Origin of the sequence: Rappaport israeli, assembly GCF_001888055.1 — a bacterium.
In the GTDB taxonomy this organism is placed as follows: Bacteria; Pseudomonadota; Gammaproteobacteria; order Cardiobacteriales; family Cardiobacteriaceae; genus Rappaport; species Rappaport israeli.
Genome location: NZ_LXHZ01000016.1, coordinates 82701 through 106246, shown reverse-complemented (window position 1 = coordinate 106246; position 23546 = coordinate 82701). Strand labels below are relative to the sequence as shown.

The window sequence follows — 23546 nt, the reverse complement described above, 5'->3', positions numbered from 1 at the left end:
TGTTTGGCAAGCGAATGCAGGGCTATTAGATTATTGCCTTTGATAATGATATTTTCGGCTGGTATGCCTTTTAAAAAGCCGTCTGAATGGCGTTTGATTTCGCCAACGGCTTGTTTGCCGTCTGCGGTATAGCGAGAGAATTTTGAGAATGCTTTTGCGTCAAAAAGTCGGTCAATTTCATCAAAAGCAAGCGTTTGATTAAAAAAGATTTCTTTCCTTTTTCGGGTTAATTTAGTGTATAATTGGCTGGCTGGCTGGCTGGCTGGCTGGCTGGCTGGCTGGCTGGCTGGCTGTTATTGCGTTTAAAATAAATCTCTTCGCCTTCTTCGGTGCTTTGTCCGCCATTTAATACACAATCTTTAAACGGAAAATCCAACACAATATCTGAACTGTCTTTCAAAAAACGACTACCGTCCGTCAAACCAATGCGGTTGGCGTATTTTGTGTAGGAATTATTGACGCTGTGTTTGTCCAAGAAAAAACGAAAATCCTGCAATTTAAACACCAAAACACCATTCACTTCTACAAAAAAATGGCGTTTTAAATCATCATTACTCAATAACAAACCGATAATGATCGGGTCAGTTTTTTCCACCAAATCCAATAGGATATTTTTGGCTAAAATACTTGTTTCGTTACTGTCATTGTTTACCCAAACTCTACTATCAGATTGTAATGTTTGTTCCAGTTGATTTTGAATATTGCTATCCATAAAAAACCTCTCTTGTATAAAATCATATTAAATACCCCACTCTCAACTTGAAATAAGCAGCTCAAACTAAAATGGGGGATTGCCTAGCTGTTTATAAAGTAGAAGTTATAAGCCAATATTTTACGCATAATTAAAAAATGTGTGCATATATTGCAATGTTAGGCAAACATGCACACATTTTAGTTTGCAATCTCCATTGTGGCATTTGCTGATTAAAAGACAATATGGGTAAAGTTTAACTCAATTTCTCCCCAATCCAATCTGTCAAGTCAGTCATCAGTTTTGGCAGGTTCGCCACATCGGTTGCACCCCCTTGGGCAAAGTCTAGTTTGCCGCCGCCTTTGCCGCCTAAGTTTTCGCTTAGGTGCTTGATGATGTCGCCTACTTTGATTTTGCCTGTTAAGTGTTTGCCCACGCTTGCGGTCATGGCGATTTTGTCTTCACCGTCTGCCGTATAGACGCTTGCCAGTATCACAATGCCATCAGCCAGTTTTGATTTCATGTCATCTGATAAGGTGCGTAATGTTTTATTAGCCATGCCGTTGACCCAAGCAACAGGATATAAACCGGTGGAGCGATGATTATATTCAATCGGTCGTTGACAAATTAAACCTACGACCGAGAAAGTGTTTAGGCTGGAAAACACCTTATGAAGTTTACTTTTAAAAACTATTGCACTTGGTTTGATAATTCAAGGGAAAAAAATACCGCTTTCAAAATCCGCCACATCAAAATTACAAACATTATCAGGCAATTGCCGATCTCTTAGCCATTCCGAGAGAAAAAATTCATTCTGACGTTGTTTTTATCGGAGATGCGGAATTCAAAACCGATATCCCCGAGCGGGTTTATTGTGGCAAATCCGCTTATGCCGCCTTATATAGCCGAAGAATTAAAAAAGTATTACGGCGTTGGCTCGCCCTGTACTACTTTTCCACTTCTTCGAACTATTACGAGCAGAAAAAAGAAATTCTATTTGAAAAACAGTACCTTTTGCATTGATGTGAATCAATGGTTAGGAATGATGAATTATCATTTTTTGCGGCTTTGAAAGATAAGGTTGCTACGCTACGTTGTAAATGCGCTTTGGCATCATCAGGCGTTGGGTGATTTACCAGTGCAGCAATTACATTTAATGCGTCATTACGCACGGTCAACGTCACTTTACCGTCTTTATCTGTTTTTTGTTTTTCCGCAAAATTATTGATGTAATCATTAGTAACAGGCACGTCTGCAGCAGGTTTGCCATCAACATAAACCGTAACGACAAGCTGCTCACCTTGTTTCACCGCTGAAGGATCTTGTTCAGGAATAACTTGTACAGGTAATTCTGCAAACGGCTTCATTTCGCTTGATATGATTTTAATACGGAAATGTTATATTTAAGAGAAGTAGAAGTATCTACTGGTTTGCTGATATCTTTCTCTGCGACTTCTTTCCAGCGACCATTTTCACCTTTCTCCCAAAAACCATTATTGAAGAATACAGTTAACACGGCTGCATCTTTAGCATCAATGGTGCTATGGCTTGGCTTTTTGCTTACCACGACTTCGCTGGTGGCAAATTTTTCGTCATAACCATTGACCCACGCTAATTTTTCCTCTCCATAAGCATCATCTGCAACGCCCATGCCGTAAACTACGGATAATTCACCAAAATGAGGTGTTACCCAAACGCCATGTGCGGAACTGGCTTGCATAATTAATGCAGCGCTTGCTGCAAGAAGTAATTTTTTCATATTGGATCTCCCATAAAAATAACAATGCCAAACTGGCTTGTAAATGATAATGTTTTTGTAAATATTTTGCTATTGACATTTATCAAAACCGTTATTATTTACTACGTTTTTTGTTCCTGAATTTATAATCCAAGTGCAAAAAAAAGAAGCATTCATAATAGAGTATAATTTTGTTCCCCAACAAAAAAGAACTCTAAAATGAACGCTTCTTACCGACATCCTACACTTTCAGAACAGGAAAGCATAATGATTCTGCTCGCTCAAGGCAAAAACAGTCCGAGATTGCCCGACAATTAGGGCGGAGCTGCAGCACCATTTCCCGTGAGCTAAAAAAGCATGCACTCAAAGCATAGTCAAAGAATTTAAAAAGAGTTACAGATTTACTTCTCTTTTTCATACCTCTCTATCGTCTATGACTCACCATCTTGTGTCCGTTTTTCAATTTTTCGACTATATATCGAGCGAATTCGGCGCACAGCAGCTATCAAAAGCATCGGAAAAAGTGCAAAGCGATACCCAAATTATAGTCTCTTAACTTCAAAATGAGATTATTCTAAGCGCTTCTCCTGACAAAATGTGTATCTCTAAGTCTCAATCCCATTCTCCTGAACAATCGTATAAGGTTGCTTGACGCTATCATTATTCATCGCCCTCTCCTTTTATACACTCACACTCTAATTCATCATAGTAAGAAAAGACGATATTCAAATTATGAATAACGACGTTAAGCAAAAGAGGCGCAGAGTTATGCGACATAGCGTCGAAAGGATGGTCAAGAGCGACACTGAGCGCGTCTAATAGCGCCAAGCTCCCCTCAATCAAGTCATCAATCTCAGTAGAGGTGAGAGCGTTAGGAACAGTATGGTTGAATAAAGATTCATCACGCCACCTCCTTGAGCATCGCTTGTACAAAGCGGGGATTGAGCTTGTGGGTGGTTAAGCGTGTGATGGGGGCGTTAGCAAAGACAACGCCATGGTTTTGCTTAGAGAATATAAAGGCGTGAATACGCGCAAGGATAATATATAGATTAGACATAGCAGTCTCCTTACTGAGTTGAGGATAACTGCCGCCATTGGTTCCAAACAAGAGGGCGACAGCATACACAGGATTGGAACTACCGCTCAGTAAGAAAACGGCGAACCCGAGGGTTCTCCTGCGCACACCGCCATAACAAGATAAAATCTGGGCGTAAAAAATGCGCTGTAAAAGCGTTGTGCGCTTTGTGAATTGCAGGAGGCTAATCCTGACCGCAGAGTTTGCTGCGGTAAGCGCATTATCTACAAAGAGGGTTGGGGAAATCAAGAAATTGACCAAGGTATTTTTTGTTAATACGATAATGCCCAAACCCCAACTCACAGACGAATTATTTCTATGAGGAAAGCAAATGAACGAGAATGTAAAAAATTCAAACATGCACTTAGAAGATGATGCTCCAGAGCTTGGCAATGATTTTTTCTTGCGTGCGGATTTATACGAGGGTGAAAAATTATTGCGTCGCGGAAGACCAAAGCAAGACGCTACAAAGACTATCACCACCATCCGATTAGATTCTGAGGTGGTTGAACAATTTAAAGCAGGAGGTAAGGGCTGGCAAACCCGTATTAATAATGCATTAAAGGAATGGTTAGAAATGCATGAATGATGTGCAAATCCATATCGTGCAGATGATGCGCTTGATTTTGGGCATGGAAACATGTATTTTTTTCCTTGGATTGAATGCTAAATCCCATGACTTGTTAAAACTGGATATTATGCGCCAAGTGCAAATTATTGCCGGCGTTTTGGTCTTGCTGGGCGTGATATTGAGCCGACTGTCGCGCCGGCATTCATGTATTTATCAGGAATGGTCGGTGCAGGGCTGCTTCTGCAGGTCTGTCCGGCTACTGTGGCATAGCGCGTTTATTGGCGCGTATGCCGTGGAATCGTTAATTCATATCTGGAGAATCCTTATGCCTTGTAATCTTGGAAAAATGGAACGTATTGCACGCGGCGTTTTAGGTTTGTTGCTGGTGGTTTTAGCGGCAACAGGTACGATTGGCTGGTGGGGCTATTTAGGGGCGATTTTTATCGCTACCGCAGCCATCAGCTTTTGCCCGATATGGCGCTTGCTAGGAATTTCTACCTGCAAGAAAATTGATTGAAAATGCAATAAAAAACGCCGCATTTTGCGGCGTTTTTTAGATGTTTTTATTTAGGAGAAACTAATATTTTTACCTGACTTTTTTCTTTCACTAAAGCTTCGAATCCTTCATCGACTAAATCAGCCAATTGGATTTTTTTAGTTACAAGGACATCTTTTGAGAAATACCCTTTTTCCATGAGTTTTAATACGGCAGGAAAAACTTCACGATAGGCAATGATACCTCTTACTGTTTTTTCTTTAATCACGATTTCATTAGGATGAATACTGGCTTCTTGTTCCCAAATACTGACAATGACTGCCATACCGTCATTTTTTACAGCTTCGATTGATTGCTGTAATACCGCCGGTACGCCTGTAACTTCAAATGAAACATCACAGCCACCATTAGTTTTGTCTTTAATAGTTTTGATTACGTCATCTTTTTGAGGATCAAGAACAATAGCGCCTAATTCTTTAGCTTTGGCTTGACGTTCCGCAGAGAGTTCGACAGCATAAATTTCTGAAGCGCCTGCTGCCCGCAAGGCTTCAATAACTAGCAAACCGATGGGTCCACAACCAAATACCGCAGCAGTTTCGCCGGCTTTAATTTTGCTTTGATGCACGGCATATAAGGCAACTGCTGCGGGTTCGGTTAATGCAGCTTGTTCAAAATCGATGCTTTCCGGTAATTGATGTACCAATTGCGCATCTACTACACAAAATTCGGCAAAACCGCCGTCAGCAGCAAGCCCTACAAAACCTAAATTAGGATCAAGATTATACTGCCCCACTAAACCGTTTTCCGCCAAAATGGGTTCTACGGTAATACGATCACCTACCTTGAGATGATGTACGTCCGAGCCAACTTCGACAATTTCACCAGAAAATTCATGCCCCATGATCAGTGGTGCTTGTTGTCCAGAATAAGGATGAGGTTTATCGACCGGAATAAAAATCGGACCGCCAAGATATTCATGTAAATCACTACCGCAAATGCCTGTATATTTAACGGCAATTTTAACTTGGTGTGCTTTCGGACTAGGAATATCGACTTCTTCAATCCGAATATCGCCTTTACCATACCAACATGCTGCTTTCATTGTCATGAGGTATCCTCCTTCTATATGATGTTGCCAATTACAACATTGGAATAATATTTTTTTCAAATAGCCGCGTCAAATAAAAACAATGTTGATTTCTTCATAAAATATTATTCTATAGTCAAAGAATCCAAAAAAAGTTACACTAAAACTTATGGCATACTCAAAAGATTACAGACAAATGACATTGAACAAGCTGGCATCAGGTCATATAGTCAAAGAATTGAAAAAGTATTACGGCGTTGGCTCGCCTTGCCGTAATACTTTTTCAATTCTTTGACTATAGTGATGTATTTCATTGTTGGGTAGAATAATTGCTGTTAACACAATTGCCTGAAAACAGCGTCATTATTATGGACAATGCCAGCTTTCACAAAAGACAGGATACCCAAGAGCTTATTGCAGATGCGGGACATCATATAGTCTCTTAACTTCAAAATGAGATTATTCTAAGCGCTTCTCCTGACAAAATGTGTATCTCTAAGTCTCATTTTGAAGTTAAGGTACTATATTTTATGGCTGCCGCCATACGGTCCCGGATCTGAACCCAATCGAGAAAATGTGGGCTTGGCTTAAACGTAAACGCAAGGATTGGCGCTTAGATTGCATCGATAAACTATTCTTTTACTTCCTGTGGATTTGTAACTCTTTTTGATTTCTTTGACTGTAGCAAGAGTTTTGCCGCCTCTCCGATGCGCTCCGGCGGCAAATACAATGCCGGCTCTATCAGCTCGATTTCATTGCAAATAAAGGCATTATCTTCTTGAATCAGTCCGTCGATACGCGCATAGGCAGGCTGAAATGGTAGGGCTTGCATCAGCCTATCCGCCGCTTTACGCCAATGCGGTAAAACACTTATCGGTAGAATTTCAACGCCATAGGCGCTGTTGGCACGCCATTCTTGAGGCGCCGGACGGCGGTGGACGGCATGGAAATATTCACCTTGCAGATAAATAAGGCAGACTTCGCCGAAAGGGGCATGAATAAAGGCTTGCAACAATGCGCCTTGCAGATAGGCGCTGTTGAGATTAGTCATTTGGGCAGGACGTTGCACGCCTTTGCCGCTTTGTCCGATAAGGGGTTTGATAACGGGATTTTCCCAGCCTGCGGCGGCAATCTGCTTTTGCCAGTCGGCGCGATGCTGAGCTGATAGCACGATGCTGGGCGTAACGGGTAGCCCTTGGGCGTACAAGTCGGCAAGGTAGCTTTTGCGGATGTTCCATGTCTGTACGGCGCGCGGATTAATCAGCCGCACTTGCGCGGCTTCTAAGGCGGCAAGCCAATCCAAATAGGCTTGCGGCTGTTCGCTGTAATCCCAAGCGGCAAGCGGCAGCAAGGCGCCGCCGCCGATGCGCTCAGGGATAATTTCCTGCCAAGGAAGGAGCTCGGCTTGCAGGTACTGCGCCAAGGCTTGCAGCAGCGCATTGCCCTGCCGCCAAGCAAGGCAGGTGGCGATGTAGATGTTCGCCATTATGGTGCGGCGTTTTTGTCCGCCTCTGCCGACTGTTCCGCAGCTTGGCTGTCGATGCTGTCCAGATATTGCATCAAACGTCCTTTATTCGACATGGCGCGACGCTCCATGCGGCTTTTGGCGTATTCTTTACTTTCTTCTAAATTGACAGGCTCGCCGACGATGATGACGCCGTTCATGTTCATCATGCTGTGCGGCGGGCAGGTGTAGAGATAGATGCCTTCTTTGTCTAAGGTGACGGTGAATTCTTGGTCGAGCTCGCTTTTGAAATGCTCCGCACCTTCCGGCACGCTTTTGCTTTCCACGTTATGCCCTTTGTTGGTCGGCAGAAAGGTGACGCTGTCGCCGACGGCGATATGCAATACTGCCGGTTCAAAGACCATCGGCGCTTTATCCGCACCGATGTCCAGCATTTGGACTTGATGATTTGCCGCCCAAGCGCTGTGGGCTATCAGGCTGAATACGCTTGCTAAGAAGATTTTTTTCATGGCTTTTCCTTATTGTGAGGGGGAAAGAATGGCGCGACGCGGCAGAACGGCTGCGGTATTGCCGGCTTCGTCGGTAAAAATATGGGTTTCCACACGGTAAATGCGCTCGATGATATGGCGTTGGAAAATGTGGCTGGCGCTGCCTTGAGCTTGAATTTTGCCCTGAGCCAATAAAATCAGTTCGTCGGCAAATTGCGCCGCAAGGCTTAAATCATGCAGAATCATGATGGTGACTAAATTGCGCTCGCGTGTGTATTGCCGCACTTGCTCCAGCAATACGCATTGATGGTGCATGTCTAAGGCGCTGACGGGTTCGTCGAGCAAGAGCAGCTCCGGCTCGCGCAGCAGCACTTGGGCAAACATGACCATTTGCCGCTGTCCGCCCGATAAGGACAGCACATCGCGCTGCGCCAAATGGGCAATGCCGAGTGTCTGCATCAGTTCGACCGCCGTTGCCAGCTGCTCATCGCTGATATGCAAAGTTAAAGAGTCGAGTTTGCCTAAGAGTACGACTTCCAATGCCGTTAATGAGGCGTCGATTTGCGTATCCTGCGGCATATAGCCGATTGTTTTGCGCCAATGGGCGAGGCGTTCATTGCGCAGATAGCGTTTTTTGAAGCTGATTTCGCCTTGAAAAGCGATGTCGCCGAAAATAGTTTTAATCAGCGAGGATTTGCCGACGCCGTTCGGGCCGAGCACGGCATAAACTTTACCGCTTTGCAGTTCTAAGGAAATGGCATCGGCAATACATAAATCGCCGCGCAAAATGCTGACTTGTTCAAGCTGAAGGCTCATAGGTTCTTCCTGCTTAAAATAATCCAAAAGAAGAAGGGCACGCCGATAAAGGAGGTAATGATGCCAATCGGGAACAGTGCACCGGGATTGATGATTTTAGAGAGCACCGAGGCGGCGGATAAAAATGCCGCGCCGCAGAGCATAGATGCCGGCAGGAAAAAGCGCTGATCTTCGCCGACCAACATTCTCGCCACATGCGGCGCCACCAAGCCGATAAAGCCGATTGTGCCGACAAAGCTGATGACGGTAGCGGTCATGACGGCAACAACTACCAAGACTTTCAGGCGCAGATGACGGATATTCACGCCCATGCTTGCCGCGCGGTCTTCGCCTAAGCGCAAGGCGGTCAATTGCCAAGTATTGGCAAGTAAAATCACGGTGCAAACGGCGGTAATTACGGCGCTGACTGTCAGCGTATCCCATTTGGCTTTTTCCAAGGTGCCGAAGAGCCAAAATAAAATCCGCTGCGAATCTTCGGGTGCGGCGCGGTATTGAATCAGTGAAGAGGCGGACTGAAATAAAAAGAGCAGAGCGATGCCGACCAAGACCAAGGTTGCCGAGCTAAAGCGGCGCATCGAGGCGAACAAAAACATAATTCCCGAAGCGATCATCGTCATCGAGAAAGCACCCAAGGGCATGGCAATCATCAGCGGCAGACCGAAGCTGCCGAAAACAATCACAATTGCCGCTCCGAAACCTGCCGCCGCCGCCAGACCCAAAGTATAAGGGCTTGCCATGGGATTATTGAGCAGAGTTTGGATTTCCGCACCGCCTGCGCTCAATGCCATACCCGCCACCACCGCCATAAAAGCCTTGGGCAGGCGCATATCATGCACGATATTCAAAGAAATCGGCTCCACACCCTCCATTTTGAATAAGGCGCGCAGCACTTCCATCGGGCTGAGCATGGCAGGACCTGTCGCCAAATCCAAGACTAAAAGAATAAAACAAACTATTGCAAAAGCCATAAGCGTCAACCACCGCTGCTTTTCACGGCGGCGGTGGTTGGCAATAGTCGTGCTAACAAAGAGATCGTTAGCCGACATACTTATTTCGCCTTCAGGTAGAAAGTACCTTCAGGAACAATAGGAAGATATTTTTTGTGATAATCCAAATAAGTCGCCAAGGGATCAATATCTGCAAAGGCTTCGGGATAGAGGGTTTTGGCAATAAACTGAATGGAAGCGGCATCGGCTAAGGTACGCGAGGCGCCTTGATAAATGCCGTAGAGGCGGTCGTTTTTAATCGCGGATAATTCGGACCAACCGCTGCGCGCCTTATAGCCCGCCAAGCGTTTCTGCGCTTCCGCTTCGTCAATGTGGATACCCATGACCATGGCTTCGGCATTTTTCTTCAGCTCGGTTTCGCGTGCCGTAATTACGACCACATCGGGATTCTCCGCAATCACTTGCTCGGGATTCATCGGACCGGCGTATTCCACATGCTCGGCAGCGATATTGTCGCCCATCGCCTGCACTGCCAAAGGTCCCCACATGGTATTGCCGAAGCTGTTACCCTGTTCTGCCGGTCCTTTATTGCCGAATTCGATATAGACTTTCGGCTTGGGCTGACCGGATTTCTCCACGCGCGTATGCACATCTTTCACAACGCCTTCATACCAATCGGCAATTTCCTTCGCGCGCGCTTCCTGACCGGTAATTTCGCCCAAAACGCGCGTGCTGTCCAAATGCAAATTTAATTGCTCTTTGTTGTAATCCAAAACTACCACGGGAATACCCGCTTTTTCCAAAGGCTCAAGATCAGGCTCCAAGACCTGCCATTGCCATTCGCCGAGAATGACCAAATCAGGTTTCAGCGACAAAACCTTCTCTACGGAAAAGGTTCCGACTTCCACTTCGCCCACATCCGCCAATTCATTGAGCTTGGGCAGGGCTTTGCTATAGACTTCCCAACTAGTCGGCGTCCAATCCGTCCATACCGCTTTGGAAAAACCGACCACATTATCTAAGGCTTTTTCGCCGCCGACGGCAAGATAATCGGTGTAATAAAAGCCGAGCATAATGCGCTTGGCAGGTATATCGACCTTCACTTCGCGCCCCAGTACGTCTTTGATGGTTTTCACTTCTGCATAAGCAGTGCCCAAAGAAGCGGCGATAGCTGCCGCGACCAGTAGTTTTTTCAGCATGGTTGCTTCCCTATGGTTAAAAAATTGGTTATTCAAAAATATGGCGATATTTATCTTTCTGTAATTCTTTATAAGCATTTTTGCAATTAGTATAAAACGAAAGGATAGATGTGGATATTGTAACAAATAAAAATACTAATGTGATGTGGATAATAAATTTTACAATATCTGTTATTTGATAATTGCTTAAAAGGAAGGCAATATATAAAAATAAAGAAAATATCATTATTAATCCTACAATTAATGCGGTAGTAGGATTGCCATTTTTCTTATACAAATATTTGCCTTCTTCCGAATTGTATTCAATATAACCAAACCCTATCAATGCACCGCCTTTAGCCCAAACAACATTGAATATCCCATCCATATCAGATTCTTTTTTATCTATTAAATCATCCAATTCATTTACAGATAGATTATTTAAAATAGGAATTTTCTTTTGAGCAAACTGTCTGGTGAGGATAGTGCTGTTATTTTCTATATGTTTAGGTCTTTCTATATTGAGATATTCTTCTATTTCCTCTAATTTATTTCTGTCGATCTTTTTGCTATCTAGCAAGGAATAGGGAAAAACCAATCTTATAAATTTGAGGAAAGTAAGAAAAAATATCCATGATTTTATTTCTCTTATTTATTGAAATTTAGAAAAAACGTGCCTTTCGGTGTAATCGGCAAATAATCGGCATGGAAATCCATATAGGTTTTCAGCGGATCGACATCGGCAAAGGCTTCGGGATACAGGGCTTTTGCCATAAATTGCGCGGCGGCCAAATCGCTTAAAGAACGCGAAGCGGTGTGATACAGACCGTAAACGCGTTGGTTTTTTACTGCCGGCAATTCCGTCCAACCTGCGCGCGTGACAAATCCTGATAAGCGTTTGCGCGCATCTTCTTCTGCAATATCAATGCCCATTGCCATGATTTCCGGCGCGGTTTCCACATTATTTTCCGTGCCGGTAATAATGATGACTTCAGGCTGCGCGCTGATGACCTGCTCGGGATTGAGTTGTCCCCAAGACTCGATATGCGGCGCGCTGATGTTGTCGCCGCCGACCGTCTCGGCAATCGCGCCCCACATGTTTTTGCCGAAAGTAAAGCTGTGTTCGCTCGGGCCTTTATTGCCGAATTCCACATAAATCTTAGGCTTGGCGACATTGACTTTCGCTATCCGCGCCTGAATATCGGCAATGCCGGCGGCATATTCCTCGCCGATTTTTTTGCTGCGCGCCTCTTCGCCGCTCAAAATACCGAAAATTTCCGCGCTTTTGCGGTGGTTTTCCACCGTTTGATCATTGAAATCGACCACCACCACCGGCACGCCCGCTTTTTCAAAATACGGCAATTCGCTTTCTAAGGCGCCCATCTGGATTTTCGGCACAATCAGCACATCGGGATTTAAAGCAAGGGCTTTTTCGGTCGAAAAATTATTATTGGTGGCATAGCGACATCGACGATATTGACCAAATCCGGCATTTTTTCCACATACAGCCCCCAGCTGCCGGGATTGAATTTTTCCCAGAATTCGCGCGAGATGCCGACCACATGTTTGAAATTCTCCGCCCCTGCAACGGCAATATAATCCGGATAATAGAACGTCAGAATCGCGCGTTTGACCGGCACATCGACCGAGACTTCGCGTCCCATGACGTCTTGAAAGGTTTTGACTTCCGCCATAGCGGCACAAGCAGCGATAGCCGCCGCCAAAGACAATAATTTACGCATAATATACCTTTGAAAATAAAAAGCGCGCATATCTTCCTTCTTGGATAAGATAAAGTCAATACGAAAACTTCTCATTTCAATATTTTCATTGCTTAGCATCTTGCTCTAAGAATCTGTATTTATAAATAAATCAAACACATTTAAACCTTAATACTTTTCATGACAAGCCGATATTGGCAAATATATCGGGATAATGATGGAAAAAATCACAGATAAAGCGGCGCACGGCTTATCAGCGGTGTTAAGGCTTGAAATGCCTAAGGCGAATCTTGATAATGCCTTCTGGCAAGACTTGCGCTGCAAGGCGGCTGATTTGCGTTCTATTCGACAAAAAAGAGAAATTGTTATGCAAAACGACCTATTTCTGCGTGTGCTGCGCGGTGAAAAAGTAGAAAGAACTCCTGTGTGGATGATGCGTCAAGCAGGACGTTATTTGCCTGAATACCGCGCCACGCGCGAACAGGCGGGCAGTTTTATGGATTTATGCCGCCATACCGAGCTTGCCTGCAAAGCCGCCTTGATACGCCGTGATCGCATGGTCTTCGATAATCAGCAAAGGCTCGGAGACACCCTCTTTCAAAATCCATAAATCATTGCCTTTGATAATAAATTCCGGATTATTAATCAGGCTGCCGTTCTCTGCCAACAGTTGATACTGCATATCGCCCAAGGCTTTCAAATGCACGGTTTGACCGCTGCTTAAATTAATCGATGAACTAAGCCCTTCGCCGCGATAAACATGAAATACGTAGGCAGCCATATTGTCTCCTGAATGATTCAAAAATAAGATTAGAAAATGACCGTAATTTTATCTTTTTTATCATTTAGCGACAATCCGTCCGCCATAATTTTAGCGCCTAAGCTACTAAAATTAAGAATTAATCAGCCTCTCATTTCTCCCCATACACCGCCCAAGCCTTGAGTACCGCCTGCGCCCAATTGCTGTGCGTGCTAACTTCCTGCATAGTGGCATCGGCATTAAATACCGCCCTTTGGCTAGAGAGAATCTGCTCGGCGAGGTATTTATCGCCGGCAGAGACGCGGTAATGCCGCTCAATCAGGGGAATTTGTTCGGGGTGAATGGCGGTTTTGCCGATTAAGCCGTAGCGCAAATCTTCCTGTACTTCCTGCGCCAGCAATGCCTGTTCTTCCAAAAATTCAAATACGGGCGCAGTCAAATAAAAGCCGTAGGGCTTGAAGATACCGACCAAACGCGCAATCAATGCGCCCAATGCGCCTTGATAAATCGTGGCGTTGCGCGAGCGGCGCATGTGCAGCAGGCTCAATAAATCATTGCCGCCGATGCGCAGACATAAAATCCTTGCGAACCATTCGGGATGCAATAATTGGCGGCGCAAATCCAGCATCGCGCTTTCAAGGAAGGTATCGCCGGTTTCCAAAGTCGGCATCAGGGCAAAATCATAAGACAGCAGCGGCGCATACTCATGCAGATTATGCGGACTTATTTTCGGCAGAACAAAGCCGCTGATTTTCTCAATACCGCGCAATTGCAAGATTTCCTGCATCACTTGCGGATTGCGCAGGCGGATAAAATGCAGCCGTCGGTCTTGCGCCGGCAAGGTATCTAATAATAATTGCAATTGCGCAAAAGCTTGCGGCAAATCATTGGGATGCAGGGCATCTTCGGTGCAATAAATCAAGCTGCGCACAAAGCCGAGCTTGTCGCCGCGCGCAATCGCCGGCAATTGCTCGTGAATGGCAGGCACATATAAAGAAGCGCCTAGTTGATAAGGATTAATCATGATTTCTTTTCTGAATAAGGGCGGTGGCTAAATAAGGCAGTCGGGGGCGAATCTCAATCGCCACCTGCTTTTCCGCCGCCAATTGCCGCAAATGTTGCACGGCGGGCAAATCGGCATCGCGCAGCAGCAGCCTTTGCGGCTGACGACGCAATAAGACGCGTGTGGCTTCGCCGATGCCGGGCTTGATTAAATTCACATTACCGATGGCAAATTCCGCCTGCATGGCGGCAATGAAATCGCGGTTCTGCTGCGCCCTTTCCGCGGTCGGCAAAGGCTGTGCCGGCGGCAAATCGCCCTGCGGCACGTGATTGAGCAAATCCCGAATAAAGCGCTGCGACACATCATGCGCCGCCCATTCTTTAAAAAACACGCAGCCGTGAAAATCCGTCGCGCCAATCTGTTCATTCAAAATCGAACGACTGACCAAACCGCTCACGCAGGCATTTAAAATCGCCGAAGGAATCAAATAATCCTCGCTGCCGGCGGCAAAAGGCGTTACGCCCGCCAAATCGCTCAAAACAAACAAATCGCTGCTCAAATTCACGCCTTCGCGCCGATTAACATCCGCCACCGCCTTGCACAATTCGCGATGAATCACGCCCTTGCCCGTCCAGCCGTCGATAAACACAATCTGCTCGGACGCAAAACCCTGCTGCAAAATATAGCGCAGCGCATTGGCATCAATCCCGCGATCGCGAATAATCGAGACGGAAAAATGCGGCACCTGCCAGCCGTAATGCCGGCTTAATATCGCCTGCAAAGCCACGCCCACCGGCGTCCCCGCCCGTGCCAAAGAAACCAAAACCGGCGCCTGCCGCTCTCGGGCAATCAAAGCCGCCAATTGTCGGCAATCCTGCGCCATCTGCGGCAAATGCTGCACGCAGGCGCGTTCGAACAAAGCCCAATACGCCGGCGAAGGCAAAGCCTCGGGCGAAAGCATCTCGCTATAATGCTTCGCCCCCGTTTGAATCAAACGCTCTTTTTCTTTCACGTCCTCCATCAATTGCATCTCGATCGGCTTGAGCAAAAATTGCACCTGATGCGGCAAATAACTGCCATGAAAGGCTTTCATCATTCATTCTCCTTAATGTTTGCGGCATTTGCGATTATCTGCCAAGCCCAATGCCAATCAATCCGCTCTTGTTCAAGACGCAGATGCTGGGCATAACGATTGTTTTTTAAGGTCTCATACAATGACTGCTCAGTCGGCATCAGCCCTTCAAATCCATCCGCGCTATGAGGTTTGTCTTCCCTACCCCATAAACTTTGATGCGCCAGCATAGTCGCTTCGTCCATTAAAATCGATTGCAAATGCGGCACATAAGTGCGTGCGCGGTGCAAAATCGCAAAACCGTGCGTATCGATATCGCCCCAATAATACACATACGCCTGTTTGAGCCAGACGATTTCCGCCAAGACATCTACCGCATAGCCCAAACCCATCATCACGACCGTCTGCCGCATATCCGTAAATGCCAAACCGGTTTGCACATTCTCCACGATAAAGACCCGCCGCGGCGCAATCGCCAATGCGGCAATTTCTGCCACCGGTGCCGAAATATCGCTTAAACCGCCGCACAGCCTGCGTAAATTCGCATCTAAAATACGCATACGCAAACGTGTCGGCGGGGCGAGCAAGCCCGTACAGGCATAGAAATCTTTTTCGTTCAAACCGCCGCGGATAGCCGACAAACAATCTACAATCAATCCCTTGCGACTTTCTAACCATTTGCTGTCCATGCCTGCAATCGGCAATTGGCGCGGATAAAGCGAAGCAGCCTCATGCTCAATCAGCCAAAGCAGCAAATGCTGCAAACGTAAAAAATCCTCATCACTATAGGAACTGAGCTTTTCAATATGTTTCGCTGCCACGCCGGCCAGCTGCCGCCATTGATTCACCAAGGATTGATAGCGCTTTCTCATGCTTTGCCAAGCCTCTGCCCGACCTATGGCGGCGGCAAGCGCTTCCGCTTGTGTGAATAGCAATTTTTCGGGCAATCTTTGCACGGACAAATGTTTCCATTGTTTTTGACTGTACCGCAACTCACCGCCGCCCTGCCATTTCTGCCAAGCTTGCAGCCAAGCGAGAAAACGCTGCATATCCTGCTGAGCCTTCTGCTCGCTCGGCAAGCCCAGCGATACGGAACATTCGCCAAATCCCTGTTGCAGCCATTGTCGATAATTCGCATCAAAGCGGCGGCGCAATATGTTCAGCACATCGTCTGGAAATTTCATTGCGCCGCATCCGCCGGCACATTCAGCCGCTGATGCGATTCGTCATAATCAATCAGCAAGACGGAAGAATATTTGCGTTCGGAAATATCGACAAAGCAAGCCCCACCGATAAAGGGTTCCAACGTCATCACCGATTTCAAAGGCGTTGCCACAATCATCTGAAAGCCAAAATTAATGAAAATATTCATTGCCAAGGCGGTAAATTCATTATCCGCCTTATCAAAAGCCTCATCGAGCACCACAGGAGCATACATCGGCAAACCGTGATCATGCCCGCCTAATTGATAACGCAAAGCTGCCGCCAAACAGGTAGCCGCCAATTTTTGCCGCTGACCGCCCGATTTTGCCGCACCGCTGCGATGCGTTTCCAACACCTTTCCTGCCTCATCATACTCAAGCCCGATAAATTCCACATGCAGGCGCACATCCAACATCAACTCGCGCCAACGCTTCGCCTCTGCTTCCGTGCCGGATAAGCGCTGCACGATTTTCTGCAAAATTAAAAACCGCGCCTCCGCCTCTTCGCGCGATTCCTGCACAAAAGCATGGCTTAATGCCTGCTGAATATCTTTTCTAAATTCCTTCACTTCGGGCAAATAGCGGTCTTTTACCTCAATTTTCAAAAAACTTTTTTCTCCGCCCTGCTGATTAAAAGGCACCTGCCCCAGACTCTCATTCACCAGCTCCATACGATGCAGAATATCCTTGCGCGCCTGCATTAAATAGCTGGACAAGGCGGCAAGATTCTGCTGACTCTGACTTTGCAGCAAATCAAAAAACCGCTGCTCATATTCCGGCAGACCGTCACTTTCCAAACGATTTAATTTATTGAAATAATCGCCGGCGCTTGCCAAGCTCGCATCCACATCGCCGGCTTCCGCCTGCCAACGCCGCTTAAATTCCGCAAAACATTCTTCAATAAAACGTTCATGACTATGAATCTGCTTAGTCTGCCCTTTGATGTCCTCGCTTAATTGCCGCTCAACCGCCAAAGTTACCTCAGACAAATTCTCTTGCGTCAACTCTTCGGCAATCGATTGAAACCGCTCGGCAAGCGCCTCTTTTTCACGCGGGAGCAATGTAGCCAGTGCCTGAGTCTGTAAATGCTCTAATTGCTTTTGATATTTAGCCAAATCCTGTTCAATCTGCAAATAAGCCAACCGCGCTTGCTCCCAAACCTCTTTGACCTTCTGATAGCGGCTGTGCTGCTGCTCAATTTCCACTTCTAACGTCTGCAAATGCTGTGCATCTTGCCGCAGACGATCAATCTGCCGATTTAAGGCATCAATATGTTTTACCGCACTCGATACATCGACATCCTGCCAATTTAGCAGCATCAGACGATGACAATAACCCATGCGCTCTTCCTGCTGCTTTTTCTTTTTCTGCAGACCATCAATCGTTTGCTCAAGCGCTTCGATTTCCGCCTCAAGCTGATGCAATTGCTGCTGGTACAAAGCCAATTTCTCGCGATTATCAAAACCCAAGACCCATTGACGGCGCTCATTTAGCGCATGACGGTCATCTTTTTCATGACGCATCTGATTATGTTTAATCTGCCTTCTTGGGTAAGCGCACGTTCGGCTTGGCGCAATGCCGCCAAATTCTCAACGCAGACATAATCGAAACGCTGCCGCAACTGCTGCTCCAGCCAATAACGATGCGGATGCTCTTTAATCTGCAATTTATGCAATACCGAATCCGTCGAGCGCAAAGAAGAAGGGCTTTTATCGACTCCGCTTAAGCGATAAAACACCAATCGCTGCCCTAATTGCCGCTCATTCACATATTTATTGACACCGGCATACTGCGCTTCATCTACCAACAAAGACAAAGCAAAACCGCGCAGCAAACGCTCGATTGCCCCACGCCAAGCAGCTTCTTGCGCTTTCACCTCCAAAAGCTCGCCGACAAAAGGAAACTGACTTTCATGCACATTCAAAGCCTCGGCCATCTCTCGGCGCAAAGTCAGCAGAGTTCTTGGAATATTGGAAGGCTGGCGCAGCATCTCCAGAATATCCGCCTGCAAAGAATCCCGCTCTTGCAAGGCTTGATTCAGCGCCTGCTTAAGCGCGATATAGCGCTCGTTTTCCGAATCATAATGAGCATTCCAGTCTTCTTTTTCTTGCTGTGCCGATACACTGAGCTGGGCAAATTCCTCTACTGTATTAGGAAAATGCCAATCCAAAGCCAGACAAATCTTCTGCAATTCCGCCGATTGCTGCACCCGTTTATCCCGTTTGTCTTCCCAATCCCTGCACGCCTGCTCCAAATGCCTGAGCTCGCTGCCGCCTGCCGCCAAATGCTGCAATCTGAGATTTTCCAGCAATACTTCCTGATGATTTTTCTCCTGCTCCGCCTGCTGCTGCACATGCTGCTGATGATGCTGCCGCTTCATCAAACGCTCAATCGCTTCGCCCAACAATTGCCGACGACAATGATTGCTATAAATATCAATTCCTTGCTTTAATTGCTCATGATAGCTGCGCAAAGATTGCAGATGAACATATTCCTGATGCGCCTGAGCTGCGGGACGCAATACCGCAATCTGCTCACGCGCATCCACCACCGCCCGATACGCCGCATTCAACTCGGCGAATTCATTGACCAAACGCTGCGCCACCGCAAATGTTTGCGGTTTATCCAGCATAAAATCGCGCAAAAACACATTTAAATCGCCTAAATTCTTCGCTGACTGCGTTTTATGCAGCAAGCGCAAAGCCATCTCGCTCTCTATGCCCAATAAATGGCGAAACCTTTCTGCGTAAGCGCTGAACTCTTCGCGGATAAAAGCCTGCGAAAAAGTTTGCTTAAGTTTGCGAAGATCAAAATTGCTCTCTGCAAAACTCTGCAAAGCCCGCAAATCAAAATCGCCCTCGCTAATCAAATACACGCGCCGCACATCGGTATTGCTATTGCTATTGCCGCGCAGCCAAAAATCTGCACCAAGACCACCACGCGTCCCGAAGGATTTTCATAACGCAAAGCCAAAGCGCTCCAAGTCGTTCCTGTGCGCAAATAACGCGTGGCAATTTCCCCCGAATCATCGTCTTTTTGCTCCGACCATGCCCCGCGCACATAGCTCAACACATTCCGATCATGACCGCTGCGCGCCATTTCGCGCGCGGCAGCATTAAAATCCAGCCAACGCGGCGGCACAAGCAAAGCCGAAATGGCATCTAATAAAGTGGATTTTCCGGCCCCGGAACGCCCGACAAATAAAAAACCTTTCTCGCTTATCGGAATATGATGCAGGCCATGAAAAGTGCCCCAATGATAGACCTGCAAAGCGCGCATTCTAAATTGCTCGGTCTCAAACAAAGACAAATTATAATCCGCACTACTCATCCGCATTCTCCTGCGCCTCAAACACCGGCGCTTGATGTGCGGCAATGTGCCGATATTGCCGCGTCAACTCTTGAACCTCTTCCGCCGAAAAGAGCAATTTCAACACCGGCGAAATTTCAAAACGCCCTTCGCTATTGCGAATTTTTTGCAAAATATTCGGTTTTTTCATTTTCTCTATCGCTGCCTGTATGCGTCTGAGAAACAAAGCCCGATCCGTATTGCCGCTGCGCTCAAAAGCCATGAAATATTCCACAATCTCATTTTCGGATACCACCGCCCGCCGCCCCTGCGCCTGCGCTTGAATCAATTGCTGACGCAAAAACAAAAGCAAGACGGAAGCCTCGAAATTCAAAGGCAGACTTTTCAACATTCGCGGCGCCTCCAACTCTTGCGTATCCGCCTGACGTACAAAAGCAATTTGTGATGACGTATCAATAATCAACTCTAAAAATAAAGCCGATAAATAACGGCGGATATTCTCTTCATCTTGCAGCAATGCCTGCCATAATCTGCCATGATAACGCGCATCCAATGCCGGCCCCTGCAACAACTGAATTAAAGCGCGGCGGCTTTCCAAACACAAATCTCCCGTATCGCCGACATATAGCGGCTCAATTGCCTGCTCTTCAGAATCCATGCTTATCTCTCACAAAAAACAATTTATCAATCCTTGCCCTGCGCAACAGACCATCTTGCCCCTGCCATTGCACCATTTCCGTCTCCTGCGTCTTAATTCCGTCACGACTGGCCAAAGACAATAAGCCGAGCACACTACCCAAACCTTGAGTTGCCGGAAAATCCTCCAAAACCTGCGCAACCGATGCCTGCGAATGCTTGAGCAACACCTGACGCACATTCTCCTGCAAACGGCGATAATCAATCTCAGATTGCGCCAGCAAATTGCCGACTGCCGCCAAATCCACCGTCGCCGCTTCCGCCTCCTGCATCGCCGCAGGATCAGCCTGCTGACTGGGATCATATAAGCGCCATTGGGAAAGAGAATGCACCGCACTGCTGCTTAAATGCAAGTGATAATTCAACTGCTGCATAGCGCGCGCCTTATCTTTTACCGCCAAAGCCGCCAACTGCGCCTCACGCAAAAGCGTATTCAAGCGGCGAAACTCCAAATATTCACGACTTTGCACAAAATGACGCAAACTACCGGCAAAATTACTCAACACATCATGCACCACGCCGCCCTGTTCTAATAAGACCTTCGTCAAATTCAATAAAAACTGTCGCTCACGGCTCGTTAACTCGCCTACGAAATGGCGCGACATAATCTCCTCAAGCGCCGATTCCAAAGTACTGGACTGCTCCTGATCAATCAGCAAACGCCAAAACGCTGCGAAAGTCTTGCCCGCTTCGCTCTCGCTAATCACATCCATGCCCGCAAACAAAGCCTCTAAGACTTCGCCGCGATTCGCCTCTTCTAAAATCTTTTCACGCAAATCGCGATTGAGCTGCTCAAACTCATCGCGCACACGGCGAAAATCACCTAAGGAAGGTGCGAATAAGCGGGGAAATTCTTCTCGGCTGACTCAGTCATTTCATTTCTTCATGTTTGAGCCGATTTTTTTCCCGCAAACACATCGAATCAGCCTATTTAGGCTATTTTTTCCACCATTTCTGGCGTTATTTCCGGTTTTTACTGAGATCTCTCCCACTGACGTATCATTTGGTCCACCCGAAACAGGTTGGCCAGCGTGAATAACATCGCCAGTTGGTTATCGTTTTTCAGCAGCCCCTTGTATCTGGCTTTCACGAAGCCGAACTGCCGCTTGATGATGCGAAACGGGTGCTCCACCCTGGCACGGATGCTGGCTTTCATGTATTCGATGTTGATGGCCGTTTTGTTCTTGCGCGGATGCTGCTTCAAGGTTTTTACCTTGCCGGGACGCTCGGCGATCAGCCAGTCCACATCCACCTCGGCCAGCTCCTCGCGCTGTGGTGCTCCTTGGTAGCCGGCATCGGCTGAGACAAATTGCTCCTCTCCATGAAGCAGATTACCCAGCTGATTGAGGTCATGCTCGTTGGCCGCGGTGGTGACCAGGCTGTGGGTCAGGCCACTCTTGGCATCGACACCAATGTGGGCCTTCATGCCAAAGTGCCACTGATTGCCTTTCTTGGTCTGATGCATCTCCGGATCGCGTTGCTGCTCTTTGTTCTTGGTAGAGCTGGGTGCCTCAATGATGGTGGCATCCACCAAAGTGCCTTGGGTCATCATGACGCCTGCTTCGGCCAGCCAGCGATTGATGGTCTTGAACAATTGACGGGCCAGTTGATGCTGCTCGAGCAGGTGGCGGAAATTCATGATGGTGGTGCGATCCGGCAGGGCGCTATCCAGGGATAATCGGGCAAACAGGCGCATGGAGGCGATTTCGTACAGGGCATCTTCCATGGCACCGTCGCTCAGGTTGTACCAATGCTGCATGCAGTGAATACGCAGCATGGTCTCCAGCGGATAGGGCCGTCGACCATTGCCCGCCTTGGGATAAAACGGCTCGATGACAGCGGTCATATTCTGCCATGGCAGAATCTGCTCCATGCGGGAGAGGAAAATCTCTTTTCGGGTCTGACGGCGCTTAGTGCTGAATTCACTATCGGCGAAGGTGAGTTGATGGCTCATGATGTCCCTCTGGGATGCGCTCCGGATGAATATGATGATCTCATATCAGGAACTTGTTCGCACCTTCCCTAAGTTTTGCAGAATCAAGTAACTATTGGCTGTTGTACATAGCCAGGGCTGCTTTGAGAACAGTTGTTTTGCGTCGGCCTGTCTGTTCGCTTCGGCTTCCAATTATTCGTTCTCTTTGAGCCAGTTATCTACAAGCTGGTTCACCACGTCAGTGATTGATGTACCTTTCCTGGCGCATGCAGCCTTAAACCGAGTGTGCTTTTCTTCATCAAAATTAACGTTAACACGTTTGATTTTTCCAGATGATACTGGTGCTGTTACTACTCGTTCCAGATCTCTGTTTTCACCAAAGGTCATTTTTTTTACTGACGTATGCGCTTTTTCAAGTGACATTCAGGCTACTCCGGTTTTTATACTTATTTGATTATATGAGTAAATGTGTAATTACTCAAACATTCTAACTATCTCTTTTGTAAGGATTTCTATTTCACCTTTTGCAGCACCATCACTGGATTCAAACACGCTGTCGCCATCAAGAATTGATTTCACGTAAACCTGACGTTGTGTAATAGCTGTACGAAATGCTTTAACACCGGTGTCTTTGATACTTTCTTTAAGCACATTCAACATGGTTGCCATTTCTATCTTACGGGTGATCAGAAAGCGGGCTTCAACTTTGCGGCTGTAAGCCTGTGCTTCCAGAACAGTAACGACGCTTCCTGCTGCGGAGAAATCCAGAGGGCTGGGGGTGACAGGGATAATTACCAGATCGCTTACCATGACGGCTGCGGAGGTGATTACTGAGAGTGAACCTGCCCCGTCCACAATAGCAAAGTCATAGTCCGCCAGATCTTTTCGGATTCCATAGACGTCTTTTTCAGATGCTGCTGTAAATACGTCAAATGCTGCCTTGCCCGCTTTGCTCCAGTTCGTCAGGCTCATTTGTGGATCTGTATCTACCACAGCAATGTTGTATCCGCTCCTGCTCAATGCAGTGGTTATGTTGATTACGGCAGTTGTTTTACCTGAACCCCCTTTCGGATTCAGAAATGAGATCACCTTCATACTCAAATCCTCAATTGTGTGTCTACTCAATTACTCCTGTGAGTTTTTGAGTTCATCATACTCTTTGTATGAGTAAAGGTTAATATAAGTTTATGTGTATATGAGTTAAGGAGTATCTACTCATTTGAGTTGTCTTGTGTATATGAGTGTTTGAGTTTATGAGTGTGTAGTGACAAGGTCACATCTACTCATTATTTGTTTTT

The 23546-nt window shown here is 46.7% G+C and carries 24 protein-coding genes and 7 pseudogenes; 6 read left to right on the top strand and 25 right to left on the bottom strand.

Annotated elements, in window-relative coordinates; translation table 11 throughout:
• Positions 1–226: 226 nt before the first annotated feature.
• Entirely contained in the window at positions 227–712 is a 486-nt protein-coding gene (locus A5N84_RS10615) for a site-specific DNA-methyltransferase (RefSeq protein ID WP_072281376.1), read from the bottom strand.
• 235 nt (positions 713–947) lie between these two features.
• Positions 948–1268: pseudogene (locus A5N84_RS04205) on the bottom strand (DHHA1 domain-containing protein); the annotation flags it as partial.
• Here A5N84_RS04205 and A5N84_RS10610 point away from each other — a divergent pair.
• A pseudogene (locus A5N84_RS10610) lies at positions 1259–1378 on the top strand (IS30 family transposase); the annotation flags it as partial. The pseudogenes A5N84_RS04205 and A5N84_RS10610 sit on opposite strands and share 10 nt — an antisense overlap.
• A 284-nt stretch (positions 1379–1662) precedes the next feature.
• Here A5N84_RS10610 and A5N84_RS04200 read toward each other — a convergent pair.
• Together A5N84_RS04200 and A5N84_RS04195 are read right to left on the bottom strand one after the other, a co-directional pair.
• Complete coding sequence (locus A5N84_RS04200) at positions 1663–2058, bottom strand: DUF4198 domain-containing protein (protein WP_072281375.1); 396 nt, start codon at positions 2056–2058, stop codon at positions 1663–1665.
• On the bottom strand, positions 2055–2450 hold the full coding sequence (locus tag A5N84_RS04195; protein WP_072281374.1) for a hypothetical protein: 396 nt from the start codon (positions 2448–2450) through the stop codon (positions 2055–2057). Before A5N84_RS04195 ends, A5N84_RS04200 begins: the two co-directional genes overlap by 4 nt.
• Positions 2451–2648: 198 nt before the next feature.
• On the opposite strand from A5N84_RS04195, the pseudogene A5N84_RS04190 reads away from it, so the two are divergent.
• Positions 2649–2800 (top strand): annotated as a pseudogene (locus A5N84_RS04190) (helix-turn-helix domain-containing protein); the annotation flags it as partial.
• A 289-nt stretch (positions 2801–3089) separates the two neighbouring features.
• Here the strand turns inward: A5N84_RS04190 and A5N84_RS09870 are convergent.
• Positions 3090–3272 carry a hypothetical protein gene (locus A5N84_RS09870; RefSeq protein WP_143324821.1) on the bottom strand — a complete coding sequence of 61 codons (183 nt, stop codon included), beginning with the start codon at positions 3270–3272 and terminating at the stop codon, positions 3090–3092.
• A 58-nt stretch (positions 3273–3330) separates the two neighbouring features.
• Positions 3331–3486 (bottom strand): hypothetical protein, encoded by a 156-nt coding sequence (locus A5N84_RS10230; RefSeq protein WP_158008638.1) that lies wholly within the window; start codon positions 3484–3486, stop codon positions 3331–3333.
• 349 nt (positions 3487–3835) lie between these two features.
• Here A5N84_RS10230 and A5N84_RS04180 point away from each other — a divergent pair, with 349 nt between their 5' ends.
• The 3 genes and pseudogenes from A5N84_RS04180 (at position 3836) to A5N84_RS13035 (ending at position 4592) form a co-directional block, all read left to right on the top strand.
• On the top strand, positions 3836–4093 hold the full coding sequence (locus A5N84_RS04180) for a BrnA antitoxin family protein (protein WP_072281372.1): 258 nt from the start codon (positions 3836–3838) through the stop codon (positions 4091–4093).
• A 100-nt stretch (positions 4094–4193) separates the two neighbouring features.
• A pseudogene (locus A5N84_RS13040) lies at positions 4194–4380 on the top strand (YgaP family membrane protein); the annotation flags it as partial.
• Between the two features lie 20 nt (positions 4381–4400).
• The gene (locus tag A5N84_RS13035) at positions 4401–4592 is read left to right on the top strand and encodes a YgaP family membrane protein (protein WP_072281371.1); all 192 of its coding nucleotides are present in this window, start codon (positions 4401–4403) and stop codon (positions 4590–4592) included.
• A gap of 46 nt (positions 4593–4638) precedes the next feature.
• Here the strand turns inward: A5N84_RS13035 and A5N84_RS04165 are convergent, their stop codons facing one another.
• The 8 genes and pseudogenes from A5N84_RS04165 to A5N84_RS04125 form a co-directional block, all read right to left on the bottom strand.
• Positions 4639–5673 carry a 2,3-butanediol dehydrogenase gene (locus A5N84_RS04165; RefSeq protein WP_078055562.1) on the bottom strand — a complete coding sequence of 345 codons (1035 nt, stop codon included), beginning with the start codon at positions 5671–5673 and terminating at the stop codon, positions 4639–4641.
• 616 nt (positions 5674–6289) lie between these two features.
• Positions 6290–7144 (bottom strand): ATP-grasp domain-containing protein, encoded by an 855-nt coding sequence (locus A5N84_RS04155; protein WP_072281369.1) that lies wholly within the window; start codon positions 7142–7144, stop codon positions 6290–6292.
• A complete protein-coding gene (locus tag A5N84_RS04150; RefSeq protein ID WP_072281368.1) occupies positions 7144–7632 on the bottom strand; it encodes a pseudoazurin in 489 nt (162 codons plus the stop codon). Before A5N84_RS04150 ends, A5N84_RS04155 begins: the two co-directional genes overlap by 1 nt.
• A gap of 9 nt (positions 7633–7641) precedes the next feature.
• Positions 7642–8427 carry an ABC transporter ATP-binding protein gene (locus A5N84_RS04145; protein WP_072281367.1) on the bottom strand — a complete coding sequence of 262 codons (786 nt, stop codon included), beginning with the start codon at positions 8425–8427 and terminating at the stop codon, positions 7642–7644.
• Entirely contained in the window at positions 8424–9473 is a 1050-nt protein-coding gene (locus A5N84_RS04140; RefSeq protein WP_072281366.1) for a FecCD family ABC transporter permease, read from the bottom strand. Before A5N84_RS04140 ends, A5N84_RS04145 begins: the two co-directional genes overlap by 4 nt.
• A 2-nt stretch (positions 9474–9475) precedes the next feature.
• On the bottom strand, positions 9476–10573 hold the full coding sequence (locus A5N84_RS04135) for an ABC transporter substrate-binding protein (protein ID WP_072281386.1): 1098 nt from the start codon (positions 10571–10573) through the stop codon (positions 9476–9478).
• Positions 10574–10601: 28 nt separating this feature from the next.
• The gene (locus A5N84_RS04130) at positions 10602–11132 is read right to left on the bottom strand and encodes a hypothetical protein (protein ID WP_143324820.1); all 531 of its coding nucleotides are present in this window, start codon (positions 11130–11132) and stop codon (positions 10602–10604) included.
• 68 nt (positions 11133–11200) lie between these two features.
• Positions 11201–12324: pseudogene (locus A5N84_RS04125) on the bottom strand (ABC transporter substrate-binding protein).
• Positions 12325–12640: 316 nt separating this feature from the next.
• On the opposite strand from A5N84_RS04125, the pseudogene A5N84_RS13030 reads away from it, so the two are divergent.
• Positions 12641–12868, top strand: a pseudogene (locus tag A5N84_RS13030) (uroporphyrinogen decarboxylase family protein); the annotation flags it as partial.
• Between the two features lie 316 nt (positions 12869–13184).
• Here the strand turns inward: A5N84_RS13030 and A5N84_RS04115 are convergent.
• From A5N84_RS04115 to A5N84_RS04075, 11 genes and pseudogenes are all read right to left on the bottom strand, one after another.
• Complete coding sequence (locus A5N84_RS04115; RefSeq protein WP_072281364.1) at positions 13185–14057, bottom strand: HpcH/HpaI aldolase/citrate lyase family protein; 873 nt, start codon at positions 14055–14057, stop codon at positions 13185–13187.
• Complete coding sequence (locus A5N84_RS04110) at positions 14050–15132, bottom strand: cysteine protease StiP family protein (protein ID WP_072281363.1); 1083 nt, start codon at positions 15130–15132, stop codon at positions 14050–14052. Before A5N84_RS04110 ends, A5N84_RS04115 begins: the two co-directional genes overlap by 8 nt.
• A complete protein-coding gene (locus tag A5N84_RS04105; protein WP_072281362.1) occupies positions 15129–16292 on the bottom strand; it encodes a Wadjet anti-phage system protein JetD domain-containing protein in 1164 nt (387 codons plus the stop codon). The genes A5N84_RS04110 and A5N84_RS04105 overlap by 4 nt, the downstream gene beginning before the upstream one ends.
• Positions 16289–17833 carry an SbcC/MukB-like Walker B domain-containing protein gene (locus A5N84_RS10605; RefSeq protein WP_198923775.1) on the bottom strand — a complete coding sequence of 515 codons (1545 nt, stop codon included), beginning with the start codon at positions 17831–17833 and terminating at the stop codon, positions 16289–16291. The genes A5N84_RS04105 and A5N84_RS10605 overlap by 4 nt, the downstream gene beginning before the upstream one ends.
• Positions 17800–19185: a hypothetical protein gene (locus A5N84_RS10600; RefSeq protein WP_198923774.1), complete on the bottom strand. Its 1386-nt coding sequence runs from the start codon at positions 19183–19185 to the stop codon at positions 17800–17802. Before A5N84_RS10600 ends, A5N84_RS10605 begins: the two co-directional genes overlap by 34 nt.
• The gene (locus A5N84_RS10595) at positions 19176–19640 is read right to left on the bottom strand and encodes an ATP-binding protein (RefSeq protein WP_198923773.1); all 465 of its coding nucleotides are present in this window, start codon (positions 19638–19640) and stop codon (positions 19176–19178) included. The genes A5N84_RS10600 and A5N84_RS10595 overlap by 10 nt, the downstream gene beginning before the upstream one ends.
• On the bottom strand, positions 19633–20277 hold the full coding sequence (locus A5N84_RS04095; protein WP_072281361.1) for a DUF4194 domain-containing protein: 645 nt from the start codon (positions 20275–20277) through the stop codon (positions 19633–19635). Before A5N84_RS04095 ends, A5N84_RS10595 begins: the two co-directional genes overlap by 8 nt.
• Positions 20267–21130, bottom strand: a pseudogene (locus tag A5N84_RS04090) (DUF3375 family protein); the annotation flags it as partial. The gene A5N84_RS04095 and the pseudogene A5N84_RS04090, both read right to left, overlap by 11 nt.
• 158 nt (positions 21131–21288) lie before the next feature.
• Complete coding sequence (locus tag A5N84_RS04085) at positions 21289–22269, bottom strand: IS5-like element ISKpn26 family transposase (RefSeq protein ID WP_000019445.1); 981 nt, start codon at positions 22267–22269, stop codon at positions 21289–21291.
• Positions 22270–22440: 171 nt separating this feature from the next.
• A complete protein-coding gene (locus tag A5N84_RS04080) occupies positions 22441–22671 on the bottom strand; it encodes a plasmid partition protein ParG (RefSeq protein ID WP_000051066.1) in 231 nt (76 codons plus the stop codon).
• Between the two features lie 51 nt (positions 22672–22722).
• The gene (locus tag A5N84_RS04075; protein ID WP_072281359.1) at positions 22723–23343 is read right to left on the bottom strand and encodes a ParA family protein; all 621 of its coding nucleotides are present in this window, start codon (positions 23341–23343) and stop codon (positions 22723–22725) included.
• Positions 23344–23546 lie beyond the last annotated feature (203 nt).

What these genes read in the sequence shown, in the direction of transcription:
- A5N84_RS10615 (WP_072281376.1), bottom strand. Translation starts at nt 712, where the DNA reads ATGGATAGCAATATTCAAAATCAACTGGAACAAACATTACAATCTGAT.
- A5N84_RS04200 (WP_072281375.1), bottom strand. Translation starts at nt 2,058, where the DNA reads ATGAAGCCGTTTGCAGAATTACCTGTACAAGTTATTCCTGAACAAGAT.
- A5N84_RS04195 (WP_072281374.1), bottom strand. Translation starts at nt 2,450, where the DNA reads ATGAAAAAATTACTTCTTGCAGCAAGCGCTGCATTAATTATGCAAGCC.
- A5N84_RS10230 (WP_158008638.1), bottom strand. Translation starts at nt 3,486, where the DNA reads ATGTCTAATCTATATATTATCCTTGCGCGTATTCACGCCTTTATATTC.
- A5N84_RS04180 (WP_072281372.1), top strand. Translation starts at nt 3,836, where the DNA reads ATGAACGAGAATGTAAAAAATTCAAACATGCACTTAGAAGATGATGCT.
- A5N84_RS13035 (WP_072281371.1), top strand. Translation starts at nt 4,401, where the DNA reads ATGCCTTGTAATCTTGGAAAAATGGAACGTATTGCACGCGGCGTTTTA.
- A5N84_RS04165 (WP_078055562.1), bottom strand. Translation starts at nt 5,673, where the DNA reads ATGAAAGCAGCATGTTGGTATGGTAAAGGCGATATTCGGATTGAAGAA.
- A5N84_RS04155 (WP_072281369.1), bottom strand. Translation starts at nt 7,144, where the DNA reads ATGGCGAACATCTACATCGCCACCTGCCTTGCTTGGCGGCAGGGCAAT.
- A5N84_RS04150 (WP_072281368.1), bottom strand. Translation starts at nt 7,632, where the DNA reads ATGAAAAAAATCTTCTTAGCAAGCGTATTCAGCCTGATAGCCCACAGC.
- A5N84_RS04145 (WP_072281367.1), bottom strand. Translation starts at nt 8,427, where the DNA reads ATGAGCCTTCAGCTTGAACAAGTCAGCATTTTGCGCGGCGATTTATGT.
- A5N84_RS04140 (WP_072281366.1), bottom strand. Translation starts at nt 9,473, where the DNA reads ATGTCGGCTAACGATCTCTTTGTTAGCACGACTATTGCCAACCACCGC.
- A5N84_RS04135 (WP_072281386.1), bottom strand. Translation starts at nt 10,573, where the DNA reads ATGCTGAAAAAACTACTGGTCGCGGCAGCTATCGCCGCTTCTTTGGGC.
- A5N84_RS04115 (WP_072281364.1), bottom strand. Translation starts at nt 14,057, where the DNA reads ATGATTAATCCTTATCAACTAGGCGCTTCTTTATATGTGCCTGCCATT.
- A5N84_RS04110 (WP_072281363.1), bottom strand. Translation starts at nt 15,132, where the DNA reads ATGATGAAAGCCTTTCATGGCAGTTATTTGCCGCATCAGGTGCAATTT.
- A5N84_RS04105 (WP_072281362.1), bottom strand. Translation starts at nt 16,292, where the DNA reads ATGAAATTTCCAGACGATGTGCTGAACATATTGCGCCGCCGCTTTGAT.
- A5N84_RS10605 (WP_198923775.1), bottom strand. Translation starts at nt 17,833, where the DNA reads ATGCGTCATGAAAAAGATGACCGTCATGCGCTAAATGAGCGCCGTCAA.
- A5N84_RS10595 (WP_198923773.1), bottom strand. Translation starts at nt 19,640, where the DNA reads ATGAGTAGTGCGGATTATAATTTGTCTTTGTTTGAGACCGAGCAATTT.
- A5N84_RS04095 (WP_072281361.1), bottom strand. Translation starts at nt 20,277, where the DNA reads ATGGATTCTGAAGAGCAGGCAATTGAGCCGCTATATGTCGGCGATACG.
- A5N84_RS04085 (WP_000019445.1), bottom strand. Translation starts at nt 22,269, where the DNA reads ATGAGCCATCAACTCACCTTCGCCGATAGTGAATTCAGCACTAAGCGC.
- A5N84_RS04080 (WP_000051066.1), bottom strand. Translation starts at nt 22,671, where the DNA reads ATGTCACTTGAAAAAGCGCATACGTCAGTAAAAAAAATGACCTTTGGT.
- A5N84_RS04075 (WP_072281359.1), bottom strand. Translation starts at nt 23,343, where the DNA reads ATGAAGGTGATCTCATTTCTGAATCCGAAAGGGGGTTCAGGTAAAACA.